Raw genomic sequence first — 12,966 nt, 5'->3', positions numbered from 1 at the left:
GACGTACTCAAGTCGCGGCTGCGCCAGGTCAGCGCCACCGACCGCCGCCTCATGGCGCGCAGCGCCGCGCTGCCGCGCACGCCGGCGGACGGGTTGCTCACCAGGGTGTCCCGCTCGGCGAACAAGGGCCGCCTGTGGTGGGGCGTCGCGCTCGTCCTCACCGCGCGCAAAGGCGCGACCCGCCGCGGCGCCCTGCGCGGCGTCGCCGCGATCGCGGGCGCCAGCACCAGCGCCAACCTCATCGGCAAGCCCCTGTTCCCGCGCAGGCGCCCCGCTGCCGAGGCCGTGCCCGAGCACCGCCGCCTGCAGAAGCGCCCCACGTCGTCGTCCTTCCCCTCCGGGCACGCCGCGTCGGCGACGGCGTTCGTCACCGCCGTCGCGATGGAGTCGCCCGTCGCCGGGCTTGCGCTCGCGCCGCTCGGCGCCGCCGTGGCCTACTCCCGCGTCCACACCGGTGTGCACTGGCCCACCGACGTCGGTGTCGGCGCGCTCATCGGCGTCGCCTCCGCGATCGGCACGCAGCACTGGTGGCCCATCCACCCCGACACGCCCGGCCGCACGGCACACCGCGCCGACGCACCCGTGATGCGCGACGGCGAGGACATGCTCGCAGTGGTCAACCCCGGCTCCGGCAACGCCGACATGGACCCGACCGACGAGGTCCGGTTCGCGTGGCCGAAGGCGACCCTGCTCTACCCGGACCCCGGCGTCGACATCCGCACGCAGCTGACCAGCGAGATCGCGCGGAGAGGCGGAGCCGTACGGGCGCTCGGGGTCGCGGGCGGGGACGGCACCGTCGCGGCGGTGGCCTCTGTCGCCGCCGACACCGGGCTGCCGCTGGCGCTCATCCCGGCCGGCACGCTCAACCACTTCGCCCGGGACGTCGGCGTCCGCTCGATGCCCGACGCCGACGCCGCCACGGAGGCGGGCGCCGCGGTTGGCGTCGACCTCGGCGAGGTGGAGATCGACGGCGGCTCCGGCGCGCACCGGCGCTGGTTCGTCAACACCGCGAGCCTCGGCGGCTACCCCGAGATGGTGCGGCTGCGCGAGAAGATCCAGCAGCGGCACCCGAAATGGCCGTCAGCCGCGATCGCGACGATCCGCACCCTGCGCAGGGCCAGGCCCCTGCGGGTCCGGCTCAACGGCAAGCGCGCGCTCGTGTGGATGGTCTTCGTGGGCAACGGGACCTACGCGCCCAAGGGCTTCTGGCCTTCGCGCAGGCCCGCCCTCGACACCGGCCTGCTCGACGTGCGCTACCTGCGCGCCGACGTGCCCTATTCGCGCGCCCGGTTCGTGCTCGCCGCCGTGACCAACACGCTCAACGCGAGCCACGTGTACCGCCAGTACGACCTGCCGTCACTGGACGTCGAGATCCTCGACGGCAACCGGCGGGTAGCCACCGACGGCGAGGTCGGCCCGCTCGGCCGCGTGTTCCGGTTCCGGTCACGGCCGAGCGCGCTGACGATCTACCGGCTGTAGCGCCCCTACCCTGCCGAACCCTCGGAGCCGTCGGCGGGCGCCTCCGGCTTCTTGTCCTCCTCCGCCTCCTCGGCGGGTTCCGTCTTGCCCGGCAGCAACGCGTCGAGCGCCGCGCCGGTGAACCGGCGGAACTTGCGGCCGGGCCGCTCGCGGTCGAGCACGGCGACCTCGAGCTTGCTCGGCTCGCCCTCGCCGTTGCCATTGCCGGTGTTGGACCGGAACGCCTCCGACGCGACGCGCAGCGCGGCCTTCAGGTCCATTCCGTCCTCGAACGTGTCCTTGAGCTTCGAGCTGATCGCGTCGGTCTGGCCGCCCATCACGACGAACCTCGGCTCGTCGAAGATCGAGCCGTCGTAGGTCAGCCGGTACAGCTCGTCCTCGTCGGTGTCGGCGCCGACCTGCGCCACGCAGATCTCCACCTCGAACGGCTTGAGCTGCTCGGTGAAGATCGTGCTCAGCGTCTGCGCGTACACGTTCGCCAGTGCCCTCGCGCTCACGTCCCGCCGGTCGTACTGGTAGCCCTGCAGGTCCACGTGCCGGATCCCGCCGCGGCGCAGGCTCTCGAACTCGCTGTAGCGCCCCACGGCGGCGAATCCGATGCGGTCGTAGATCTCGGACACCTTGTGCAGCGTGGGCGAAGGGTTCTCCGCCACGAACAGCACACCGCCCCGGTACTTGAGCACGACGACGCTCCGTCCCCGGGCGATGCCCTTGCGCGCGAGCTCGGAACGCTCGCGCATCAACTGCTCGGGTGAGGCGTACAGCGGCATCGTCACTGCGTTGGCTCCGCTCTCTTCGTGGTCCTGCTGTGGTTCGTCGGTCTTGGCCGGGCGCTAGCTGCGGTACCGGCCGGGCCGCTCGGCGCGGGCCTCGACCACGGCCGTCGCGATGGCCGAGGTCTCCTGGCTCGGCACCGAGACCGCACCGTGCTCGGCGGTGATGGTGACGACCGACGGGTAGATCTTGCGCACGAGGTCCGGTCCGCCGGTCGCCGTGTCGTCGTCGGCGGCGTCGTAAAGGGCCTCGATGGCGGCCCGCACGGCGGTGTCGGCGTCGGCGTCCGGGTCGTACAGCTTCTTCAACGCCGACTTGGCGAACAGCGAGCCGGAGCCGATCGCGTGGTAACCGGCGTTCTCCTCGTACCGGCCGCCGGTGACGTCGTAGGACACGATCCGGCCCGCGCGCTTGGGGTCGGTGGACTCGATGTCGTAGCCGACGAACAGCGGCAGCACCGCCAGGCCCGCCATCGCGACGTCGAGGTTGCCCTTGACCATGTTGGCCAGCTTGTTGGTCTTGCCGTCCAGTGACAGCGAGACGCCCTCGATCTTCTCGTAGTGGGCGAGCTCGACCGTGTAGAGCCGTACCAGCTCCAGTGCGATGCCCGCGGTACCCGCGATGCCGACGGCCGAGTACTCGTCGGTGATGTGGACCTTCTCCAGGTCCCGCGTGGCGATCATGTTGCCGCTGGTGGCCCTGCGGTCGCCCGCGATCAGCACGCCGCCGCTGAAGGTCGAGGCCACGATCGTCGTGCCGTGCGGCGGCTCGAGCGCGCTGCCGGGCGCGAACGAACCCTCCGGCCGCTTGCTGGGCAGCAGCTCAGGAGCCTGAGCCCGGAGGAAGTCGGTGAAGGACGACGTCGTCGACGACAGGTAGGCGGAGGGCAGGGCGAAGCCCGAGTTGCGCGGAGTGTGTTCCATGCGTGCTCGTAGTTCCCATCGACGAAGGGGGCGGGGACTGAAATGTGATCAGCAAGCTTATGGGATGGCGCTCGGCCGACCGGCGCCGCCTACTGCCCGCCCTTTTGCACGTAGGCACGCACGAAGTCCTCGGCGTTCTCCTCCAGCACGTCGTCGATCTCGTCCAGGATCGTGTCGACGTCCTCGCCGAGCTTCTCGCGGCGTTCCTGACCGGCCGGGGCACCGCCGTCCACGTCGTCGTCGGAGTCTCCGCCGCCGTGCTTCTCAACCTTTTCCTGAGCCATACTCGCCTCCCGGTGTGGCCGTTGCCTCTTAGCCTACCCAGAGCCAACGGCATTCGGTGCGTTCGTTGACCGTCCGGTGATCTTCACCGCCGGCCGGGGACTCAGTCCGAAGCGGTCAGCGCCTCGACCAGTTCCTCGGCCGTGGCGGCCTCGTCGAGCAGCTTGCCGACGTGGGCCTTCGTGCCCCGCAGCGGCTCCAGCGTGGGGATCCTGACCAGCGACTCCTTGCCCACGTCGAAGATCACCGAGTCCCACGACGCGGCCGCGATGGAGGTCGCGTACTTCTCCAGCGTGCGGCCGCGGAAGTAAGCCCGCGTGTCGGACGGCGGCGTGGTGATCGCGGCCTGCACCTCGTCCTCGCTGACCAGGCGTTTCATCGAACCGCGCGTGACGAGCCGATTGTAGAGGCCCTTGTCGAGGCGCACGTCCGAGTACTGCAGGTCCACCAGATGCAGCCGCGGCGCCGCCCAGCCCAGCTGGTCGCGCTCGCGGTAGGCCTCCAGGAGGCGCAGCTTGGCGGGCCAGTCCAGCCGGTCGGCGCACTCGGCGGGGTCGCGGGCCAGCGCGTCGAGCACCTCGCCCCAGACGCGCAGGACCTCCTTCGACTGCTCGTCGGCGCCCTCGCGCTCCAGGTGCTCCGCCGCCATCTCGTGGTAGGCGAACTGCAGGTCCAGGCCGGTGTACTTGCGGCCGTTGGCCAGTTCGACCTTGGTCTTGAGCGTCGGGTCGTGGCTGATCTGGTGCACCGCGCGCACCGGCTCGTCGAGCTTGAGGTCGTCGAACCGGATGCCGGCCTCGATCATGTCGATCACCAGCGCCGCGGTGCCGAGCTTGAGGAACGTCGAGTACTCGGCCAGGTTGGCGTCGCCGATGATGACGTGCAGCCTGCGGTACTTGTCCGCGTCGGCGTGCGGCTCGTCGCGGGTGTTGATGATGCCGCGCTTGAGCGTGGTCTCGAGGCCGACCTCGACCTCGATGTAGTCGGCGCGCTGCGAGAGCTGGAAACCGGCCTCCTCGCCCTGCGGCCCGATCCCGACCCGCCCGGAGCCGGTCACCACCTGCCGGGACACGAAGAACGGCGTCAGGCCCGCGATCACGGCCGTGAACGGCGTCGAGCGCGCCATCAGGTAGTTCTCGTGCGTGCCGTAGCTCGCGCCCTTGCCGTCGACGTTGTTCTTGTAGAGCTGCAGCTGCGGCTGGCCGGGCACGGTCGCGGCGCGCATCGCCGCCTCCTCCATCACCCGCTCCCCCGCCTTGTCCCAGATCACGGCGTCGCGGGCGTTGGTCACCTCGGGTGCCGAGTACTCCGGGTGGGCGTGGTCGACGTACAGCCGCGCGCCGTTGGTGAGGATGACGTTGGCGGCGCCGAGGTCCTCGACCTCGGGGTCGTGGCCCTGCTGCCCCGGCCCCGCCAGGTCGAAGCCGCGCGCGTCGCGCAGCGGCGACTCCACCTCGTAGTCCCAGCGGGCGCGACGCGCCCTCGGGATGTCCGCGGCCGCCGCGTAGGCCAGTACGACTTGGGTGGAGGTCAGCACCGGGTTCGCGGTCGCGTCACCCGGCACCGCGATCCCGTACTCCACCTCGGTTCCCATGATCCGGCGCATGCGTCCAGCCTACGGTGCTCCGTGCGACGATCCCCCGGTGGGCGGTGACGAGCTGGTTGCGATCTACGACGCACTGGGAAGCCCTGCGGGCAGCGCGACGAGGGCCGAAATGCGGGCGCGCGGGCTCTGGCACGCGGCCGGTGTCGTGCTCGTGCGTTCGCTCAACGGTGAGCACGTGTACGTACACCAGCGCTCGCCCGGCAAGGACGTCTTCCCGTCGTACCACGACTGCTGGGCGGGCGGCGTGGTCGCGCACGGCGAGACCCCGGCGGAGTGCGCCACCCGGGAGCTGGCCGAGGAGCTCGGCATCTCGGGCGTGTCGCCGATCCCTTTGTTCACGCACGTGTTCGATCAGCCACCGATCCGGTGCCACAACTTCGCCTTCGAGGTCCGCTGGGACGGCCCGATCGTCCACCAGCCGGAGGAGATCGTCGGCGGCCGGTGGGTGCCGCTGGAGGAGCTGCGGAAATGGGCGGAGGACCCCGACGGCCCGCTCATCCCCGACGGCAGGCTCGGCGTGCTCGAGTGGTTCCGGCGGCAGGGCGCGTCTCTCGACCCTCTGCCCAGCGAGCGGGCAACGGGGTTGGGAAACGCACCCTAAGGCTGAGCGAGCTTGGCGGCGGCGACCGGCGCGAGCCGCTGCACCGCTGCCGCCGCCCTGGCCCGGTCGGCGGCGGTGACCTGGACGCCCGAGAGCACGTTGCCGCTCGCCAGCAGCACCGTGCAGGTGCCCTCGGCACACCACGCCGCGTGTGCGTCGACGGCGGGCTCCAGCGGTACCTCCAGCTCGTCGCCCGGGCAGCGCACCCGCGACGTCAGGATCTCGGCGGCGGGCCGCTCGGCATAGGCGGTGACGAGCTGGTCGATCGTCGAGCCGGTCGGGTATTCCCAGCGGGCGTCCCTGCGCTCGGTGCCGACGAGCCCGAGCGGGATCTCGGCCAGACAGCCCTCCGCGACGGTCAGCGCCGCGACGGGCCGCACCCCCTCAGCGGCCACGTCCTGATCGGGCAGCACGGCACCGTCCACCGCGGCGGCCAGCACGACGGGGTCGGCGCCCGGCTCCGGCGGCGGCGCGGACGGCGGTGGCGGTGAGGCCGTGACCGTGGCCGACTCCGTGGTCGTCTCGGGCTCGTCGTAGTAGGTGTCCAGGTCGTTCGGCCGGTCGGCGCAGCCGGCCAGGCCCGTCAGGCCCGCAGCCGCGAACGCCGTCACGGTGACCGCTACCCGTGCTCGTCGCACCCTGTCCTCGTCCCCTCAGACCGACCCCCGAACAGGGCCCTGACAGTAGTCATCGCCACGGCAGCGCTGATCGGTGGGCCCAGTACTCGGCGGGGTCCTCCCGCAGCTCCGCGAGGGCGGCGAGCTCGTCGTCGCCGAGGCCCAGCCGCGCGCCGGCGAGGTTGGCGTCGAGCTGGGCCACGCTGGCCGGCCCCACCAGCACGACGTCGGCCCAGGACTGGGCGAACGCCGCCGCGAGCGCCACGGCGTCGGCTGGCACGTCGCGCGCCGCCGCGATCGCCGCCAGCGCGGGCGGCGGCGAGACGGCCAGCCTGCCGTTGGCCAGTGTCTCCTTGAGCTGCACCAGCACGCCGTCGGCGTGGGCGTCGGCGAGCGCGAGGCCCGCGGAGGTCTCCAGCACGTTCCAGGTGGACTGCACGGCCGTGAACACCGGACGCCCCGCGACGCGCAGCTCCAGTGCCCGCCTGATCGTCTCCGCCTGCGCGGGGCCCGAGGTCGAGAAGCCCACGCGCACTCCGGAGTCGGCCAGCTCGGCCAATGCGCCGAGCAGCGGCTCGTCGGCGAAGAGCGGGCTGTCCGCGGTCAGCGAGTGGACCTGGTAAAGCGAGACCCGCCCGTCCAGCAGCTCCCTGGTCTGCGCCCACTGCTCGGTGAACCGGGCCAGCGAGTGCTCCTTCTCCTCGTGCACGGCCGCGTCGAGCCGCCAGCCGCCGACGTAGGCGTAGCCCCACTTGCTCGACACCACCACGTCGTCGTGCCCGCGCTCGGCGAGCCAGCCGGAGAGGAACTCCTCGGCGCGGCCGTACGAGCGCGCGACGTCCACGCGGCGGACGCCGGCGGCGTAGGCGCGGTCGAGCACGGCGGCGGTGCCCGCGCGCATCGCGGCGACGTCGCGCTCCCCGGGCAGCTCCTCCGTCCTGCCGAGGTTGATGTACGCGGGCCTGCCCAGCGCGGCGAGCCCCACGGCGATCCGTGCGTCGTTCTTCACGGGTGTCACCGTAGTTCGGCGGGTTGCGGCACGAACGACCCCTCATGGCCGCGCCGTATAGGTCGTTATACGCTTAGCGGTCGGCCTGGCGGCGGCGCATCAACTCGAGGAACTGGTCAGCCGAGAGCACCTCGCGGTGCAGCTTCTCCAGCCGCGCCGCGGGCGCGCGCACGTAGCCTTTGCCGAACACGGGGGCGATCTGCCGCAGGCTCGCCCCCGCCTCCCTGGCGGCGAGCAGCGCCCAGTCGGAGGCGTTGGCACATGCCGTCGACGCCTGCCGCAACTCCCCCAGCACCGCGATCAACTCGTCCGCGTCGACCTCGCCCGCGCGCACGGCCGCGGCGGCCTCCTCCAGCCAGCCGAGCATGTCCGCCGCCGTGACCGGCGCGCGGAGCCGGCCCTCCCGAAGCTCGTCCATGCCGCCAGCGTATAGGCCGTTATACGAAACGTGGGGCACCGAAACGCCCCCAAGGCCACCTTTGTTGCGTTGAACGCAACAAAGGTGGCCTTGGGGGACAGTGGCCGGTGGCCTTAGAGGTACTGGCCGGTGTTGGTCGCGGTGTCGATCACCCGGCCGGACTCCTGGTTCTTGCCGGTGACGAGCGTGCGGATGTAGACGATCCGCTCGCCCTTCTTGCCGGAGATCCTGGCCCAGTCGTCCGGGTTCGTGGTGTTCGGGAGGTCCTCGTTCTCCGCGAACTCGTCGACGATCGCGTCCAGCAGGTGCTGCACGCGCAGGCCGGGCTGCTGGGTCTCCAGCACCGACTTGATCGCCGACTTCTTCGCCCGGTCCACGATGTTCTGGATCATGGCGCCGGAGTTGAAGTCGCGGAAGTAGAGCACTTCCTTGTCCCCGTTGGCGTAGGTGACCTCCAAGAACCGGTTCTCGTCGGTCTCCTCGTACATCCGCTCGACGGTGTGCTGGATCATCGCGTCGATCGTGGCCTGCCGGTCGCCGCCGAACTCCAGGAGGTCGTCGGCGTGGATCGGCAGCTCCGCCGTGAGGTACTTCGAGAAGATGTCCTTCGCGCCCTCCGCGTCCGGCCGCTCGATCTTGATCTTCACGTCGAGCCTGCCGGGACGCAGGATCGCCGGGTCGATCATGTCCTCACGGTTGGACGCGCCGATCACGATGACGTTCTCGAGTCCCTCGACACCGTCGATCTCCGACAGCAGCTGCGGAACGATGGTGGTCTCCACGTCGGAGGACACCCCGCTGCCACGGGTGCGGAAGATCGACTCCATCTCGTCGAAGAACACGATGACGGGGGTGCCGTCGGAGGCCTTCTCCCTGGCCCGCTGGAAGATCATGCGGATGTGCCGCTCGGTCTCCCCGACGAACTTGTTGAGCAGCTCGGGGCCCTTGATGTTGAGGAAGTAGGACTTGGCGTCGTCCGCGTCGCCGCCGCCGCGCGCCTCGGCCACCTTCTTCGCCAGCGAGTTGGCCACCGCCTTGGCGATGAGCGTCTTCCCGCAGCCGGGAGGACCGTAGAGCAGCACACCCTTGGGCGGCCGCAGCTGGTAATCCAGGTAGAGGTCCGAGTGCAGGAACGGCAGCTCCACCGCGTCGCGGATCTGCTCGATCTGCCGGAAGAGCCCGCCGATGTCCTCGTAGCGGACGTCGGGGACCTCCTCGAGCACCAGGTCCTCGACCTCGGCCTTCGGCACGCGCTCGTACGCGTAGCCGGCCTTGGAGTCCACGAGCAGCGAGTCACCGGGCTTGAGCGTCTGCTCGGCCAGCGGGTCCGCCAGCCAGACCACTCGTTCCTCGTCCGCGTGCCCGACGACGAGCGCCCGCGAACTGCCGCCCTCGGTCTCCGGCAGCAGCACCTCGCGCAGGGCGCAGACCTCGCCCGTTCGCTCGAAGCTGCCACCCTCCACCACGGTGAGCGCCTCGTTGAGGCGGACGCTCTGCCCGCGCTGCAGCGAATCGATCTCCACCGCGGGCGACACGGACACCCGCATCCGCCTGCCCGCCGTGTAGACGTCCACCGTGTTGTCCTCGAAGGCCTCCACGAAGACGCCGTACCCGCTCGGTGGCTGGGCGAGCCGGTCGACCTCCTCCCGCAGGGCCAGGAGCTGACTCCGCGCCTCACGCAGCGTCTCAACCAGCTTGTTGTTCCGCTCCGTGAGCTGGCTGACCCGCTCGGTCGCCTCGGCGAGCCGTTGCTCGAGGACGCGGTTCTGCCTCGGCGAGTCCGTGAGCTTCCGGCGAAGCAGCGCTACTTCCTCCTCCAGGAAGCGGATCTGCCGCAGCTGCTCGCTGGTCGGGTTGCCCGCGGCTCCAGCTCCGTGTGTTTCTGAAGGGTCGGCCTCCTCATGCCGACCTCCGGGAAGGTCGTGTTGCATTTCGGCACCTCCTCGGAATGCATTTCTTCCCACGGTACCGGCGATCACCGACATGAAAAGCCCTAACCGCATCACAGGATCGGCGCGTCGCGCGGATGCGAGGGGCTACCCACTGCCGTGCGAACTGACTCCGATCCGGTGGGGCGGCCCGATTTCCGCCGCCTGGCCGCACCCGGTCGCACTCCGTGAGATGACCATGAAACGGACAAATCAGGCCGTCCTGCCGGACTCGGATGGAACCAAGCGTGCCGTGGCTACGATCTAACCCACATCCACGGCGTGGACCAGGGATTTCCGCAGCAAGTGACCACTAAGGGGGCCACATGACCTATCCGCCGCAACCGCCAGGGGGACCGGGGCAACCCGGGCCGTACGGACAGCAGGGTCCGTGGGGACAGCAGCCGCCGCAGGGCGGACAATTCCCACCCAGTGGACCCATGCCACAGCAGGGCGGGTACAGCGGCCCTGGGGGAACACAACAATTTGGCCAACCCGGCCCGTACGGCCAGCAGCCGCCCGGCTTCCCCGGCGGCCCCGGCGGCGAGCCGCCCAAGAAGAAGACCGGCCTGATCGTCGGCCTCTCCATCGCCGCGGTCGCCGTGATCGGCGGCGTCGTCGCGCTGATCCTCATCCTCTCCGGAGGTGACGACGAGCAGAACGCCGACGGCGGCGACAACAACAGCGGCAACCAGCAGTCCACCGCCCCGCAGGTCCCCGGCGCGGGCGGCGACTCCAGCGACTCCGGCGAGTCGTCGGAGTCCTCGGACGATGGCGACTCCGGTTCCTCCGGCGACGACACGGCCGCGGTCCAGGAGCTCGCCGACCAGGCCCTCGAGGCCCTGAACAACAAGGACGGCGCGCTCGCCAAGGAGATCTCCTGCAACCCCGGCGCGGTCAGCACGGACGACTTCGACCAGCTGCCCGACGGCGTCGAGTACTCGCTGAACGGGGACCCGGAGATCACCGGTGACTCGGCCGACATCCCGGTGACCATCTCCTACCGGGGGCAGAGCCAGGACGAGACCCTGCCCGCCTCCAAGGAGGACGGCACCTGGTGCATGGCGGGCTGACCCGCTCGCACCGGACGTGACGGAACGGGGCGTGCCCGGCGGAAGCGGTTCCGCCGGGCACGCCCCGTTCAGGTCTCAGCCCCGGCTCGGCCGCCTCCTGCGCATCGGCGGCGTCACGCCCTCGGCGAGCCTGCGCGTGGTGAGCAGGAACGCCGTGTGCGCCACCATGCGATGCTCGGGCCGCACGGCGAGCCCCACCACGTGCCACGGGCGCATGAGCGTCTCCCACGACTCCGGCTCGGTCCAGCACTGCTGCTCGCGCAGCGCCTCCGTGACCGCCGACAGCTGCGTCGTCGTCGCCACGTACACCACCAGCACCCCGCCCGGCACCAGCGAGCCGGCCACGGCGGGCAGCACCTCCCACGGCGAGAGCATGTCGAGCACCACCCGGTCGACCTCGCCGGTGTGCCCGGCGACGTCGCCGAGCCGCAGCTCCCAGTTGGGCGGGCGCTCGCCGAAGAACTTCTCGACGTTGCGCACCGCGTGCTCGGCGTGGTCCTCGCGCACCTCGTACGACGTCACGCTGCCCTGCGGGCCCACCGCCCGCAGCAGCGAGCACGTCAGCGCCCCGGAGCCCGCACCCGCCTCCAGCACCCGCGCGCCGGGGAAGATGTCGCCCCACATCACGATCTGCGCCGCGTCCTTGGGGTAGATCACCTGCGCACCGCGCGGCATCGACAGCACGTAGTCGGGCAGCAGCGGCCGCAGCGCGAGGTAGGTCGTCCCGCCGGCCGACGTGATCACCGACCCCTCCGGCTTGCCGATCACGTCGTCGTGCGCCAGCGCGCCGCGATGGGTGTGGTACTCGCCCCCCTCGGCCAGTACGAGCGTGTAGTGCCGGCCCTTCGGGTCGGTCAACTGCACCCGGTCACCGGCGCGAAACGGCCCTGCTGACACCGAACCTCCAGTTCAGACGTGGTCACCCTGCTCATCGAGACAGCGGTTGATCGTCGCAGGAGACGCCGGTGCCGGGTTCAGCGGGTCGGCTTCCGGTGCCCGGACAGCGCCGCGCGCACGTCGTCGCGGTGCAGCACACCGGCGGGCTTGCCGTCGTCGTCGACGACGAGGAACTGCCACGTCGCCACCTCGCGGACCCGTTCGGCGATGTCGTCGCCCGGCTCGGACAGCAGGAGCACGGTCTCCGCCCTGATGGGCTCGGCAGCGAGCTCCGCGGGCGCCTGCGGGGACTCGGCTGCGAGCCGTTCCGCCGCCGCCTCGTCGAGCAGCCCCGCCGCGACGCCGTCGGCCCGCACCAGCACCACGCCCCGGCCCGCCGAGGCCGACAGCGCGGCCGACACCGGGCTCTCCGCCGGCAGCTGCAGCACCGGGCGCATCAGGTCGCCGACCTCGAGACCGTCTGGCCAGCCGCGCCTGCCCTCGGCCGCGAACTCGCTGGACGCCCCGAGCGCAACGAACCACGCCGTGACGACACAGACGCCGAGCCGCAGCCAGCGGTCGTCGCTGCCGACTGCGAGCCCCCACAGCGCCCACACCAGCAGCCCGACCGACACCAGGCCGCCACCGAACACCGCGGCCCTGGTTCCCTTCGCGCGGGCACCGGTGAGCGCCCAGACGCCTGCCCGCAACAGCCTGCCGCCGTCGAGGGGCAGCCCGGGAAGGAGGTTGAACAGCCCGACGGCCAGGTTCGCGACGGCGCACTGGGCCACGAGCAGCCAGATCGGGCCGCCCGGCGGCACCGCGAGCAGCAGCAGCCCGCACAGCGCCGCAAGCAGGATCGACACGACCGGGCCGGCGGCGGCGACGAGGCTCTCCTGGCCGGGCCGTCTCGGCGTGCGGGCGACCTCGGAAAGGCCACCGAGCAGGAACAGCCGCAGCCTGCGCACGGGGATGCCGAGCCGGAGTGCCACGACGCAGTGGCCGAGCTCGTGCGCCAGCACCGAGAGGCCGAGCAGCACGGCGAACGCGGCCGCCAGCACCCAGGACGTCAGCGTGCTCGCGTCCGGCAGCAGCCTGCCGACCAGCGGCGTGTAGAGCACGACGATGATCAGCGAGCCGATCCACCAGGACGGCGCGAGCAGCACGGGCACGCCGTCGACGCGGAAGAGCAGCAGGCCGCCCTCCGACGGGGACGCCGAGGGCGCGCGCCGGGGACCGCCCCTGCGGTACTGGCTCGTCGCGTCCACCAGGCGAGGGTAGAACGTCGGGTGTGGGGTGTTCGTTACCCGTGCCCCGCGAGTGGCGTGTGTCCCGCGTCCGATTCGGCCCACGCCCGCTCGCGCTACCGGGAGTTGTCGT

The 12,966-nt window shown here is 71.4% G+C and carries 13 protein-coding genes; 3 read left to right on the top strand and 10 right to left on the bottom strand.

Annotation, left to right across the window (positions count from 1 at the left end; all coding sequences use genetic code 11):
- Window positions 1-51: 51 nt before the first annotated feature.
- Window positions 52-1,479, top strand: coding sequence for a bifunctional phosphatase PAP2/diacylglycerol kinase family protein (locus DI005_RS05875; protein WP_113641487.1), 1,428 nt, complete (start codon window positions 52-54; stop codon window positions 1,477-1,479).
- A gap of 5 nt (window positions 1,480-1,484) precedes the next feature.
- Here DI005_RS05875 and prcA read toward each other — a convergent pair whose 3' ends face one another.
- From prcA to dop, 4 genes are all read right to left on the bottom strand, one after another.
- Window positions 1,485-2,255, bottom strand: a complete 771-nt coding sequence (gene prcA, locus DI005_RS05870; protein WP_112269106.1) for a proteasome subunit alpha — start codon at window positions 2,253-2,255, stop codon at window positions 1,485-1,487.
- Window positions 2,256-2,312: 57 nt separating this feature from the next.
- The gene (prcB, locus tag DI005_RS05865; protein ID WP_113641455.1) at window positions 2,313-3,176 is read right to left on the bottom strand and encodes a proteasome subunit beta; all 864 of its coding nucleotides are present in this window, start codon (window positions 3,174-3,176) and stop codon (window positions 2,313-2,315) included.
- A gap of 89 nt (window positions 3,177-3,265) precedes the next feature.
- The gene (locus tag DI005_RS05860; RefSeq protein WP_110335685.1) at window positions 3,266-3,460 is read right to left on the bottom strand and encodes a ubiquitin-like protein Pup; all 195 of its coding nucleotides are present in this window, start codon (window positions 3,458-3,460) and stop codon (window positions 3,266-3,268) included.
- A 101-nt stretch (window positions 3,461-3,561) separates the two neighbouring features.
- Window positions 3,562-5,064 (bottom strand): depupylase/deamidase Dop, encoded by a 1,503-nt coding sequence (gene dop / locus DI005_RS05855; protein ID WP_112269102.1) that lies wholly within the window; start codon window positions 5,062-5,064, stop codon window positions 3,562-3,564.
- Here dop and DI005_RS05850 point away from each other — a divergent pair.
- Window positions 5,063-5,665: an NUDIX domain-containing protein gene (locus DI005_RS05850; RefSeq protein ID WP_113641454.1), complete on the top strand. Its 603-nt coding sequence runs from the start codon at window positions 5,063-5,065 to the stop codon at window positions 5,663-5,665. The two genes, dop and DI005_RS05850, sit on opposite strands and share 2 nt — an antisense overlap.
- Here DI005_RS05850 and DI005_RS05845 read toward each other — a convergent pair.
- The 4 genes from DI005_RS05845 to arc all read right to left on the bottom strand — a co-directional run bounded on the left by DI005_RS05845 (window position 5,662) and on the right by arc (window position 9,640).
- Window positions 5,662-6,303, bottom strand: a complete 642-nt coding sequence (locus tag DI005_RS05845) for a hypothetical protein (protein ID WP_137095320.1) — start codon at window positions 6,301-6,303, stop codon at window positions 5,662-5,664. The genes DI005_RS05850 and DI005_RS05845 overlap by 4 nt on opposite strands.
- A gap of 49 nt (window positions 6,304-6,352) precedes the next feature.
- Window positions 6,353-7,291 carry an aldo/keto reductase gene (locus tag DI005_RS05840; RefSeq protein ID WP_113641453.1) on the bottom strand — a complete coding sequence of 313 codons (939 nt, stop codon included), beginning with the start codon at window positions 7,289-7,291 and terminating at the stop codon, window positions 6,353-6,355.
- A gap of 73 nt (window positions 7,292-7,364) precedes the next feature.
- Entirely contained in the window at window positions 7,365-7,709 is a 345-nt protein-coding gene (locus DI005_RS05835) for a hypothetical protein (RefSeq protein WP_113641452.1), read from the bottom strand.
- Window positions 7,710-7,822: 113 nt separating this feature from the next.
- Window positions 7,823-9,640, bottom strand: a complete 1,818-nt coding sequence (gene arc / locus DI005_RS05830; protein ID WP_113641451.1) for a proteasome ATPase — start codon at window positions 9,638-9,640, stop codon at window positions 7,823-7,825.
- A gap of 437 nt (window positions 9,641-10,077) precedes the next feature.
- Between arc and DI005_RS05825 the strand changes: the two genes are divergently transcribed.
- On the top strand, window positions 10,078-10,710 hold the full coding sequence (locus DI005_RS05825) for a hypothetical protein (RefSeq protein WP_112269090.1): 633 nt from the start codon (window positions 10,078-10,080) through the stop codon (window positions 10,708-10,710).
- 75 nt (window positions 10,711-10,785) lie between these two features.
- On the opposite strand, the gene DI005_RS05820 is transcribed toward DI005_RS05825, so the two are convergent.
- Both DI005_RS05820 and DI005_RS05815 read right to left on the bottom strand, forming a co-directional pair.
- Window positions 10,786-11,607 (bottom strand): tRNA (adenine-N1)-methyltransferase, encoded by an 822-nt coding sequence (locus DI005_RS05820; RefSeq protein WP_113641450.1) that lies wholly within the window; start codon window positions 11,605-11,607, stop codon window positions 10,786-10,788.
- Between the two features lie 77 nt (window positions 11,608-11,684).
- On the bottom strand, window positions 11,685-12,782 hold the full coding sequence (locus DI005_RS05815; protein ID WP_170200557.1) for a site-2 protease family protein: 1,098 nt from the start codon (window positions 12,780-12,782) through the stop codon (window positions 11,685-11,687).
- Window positions 12,783-12,966: the final 184 nt, after the last annotated feature.

It is taken from the genome of Prauserella sp. PE36, from assembly GCF_003311655.1.
In the GTDB taxonomy this organism is placed as follows: Bacteria; Actinomycetota; Actinomycetes; order Mycobacteriales; family Pseudonocardiaceae; genus Prauserella_A; species Prauserella_A endophytica.
This window is presented reverse-complemented; position numbering and strand designations above follow the sequence as displayed.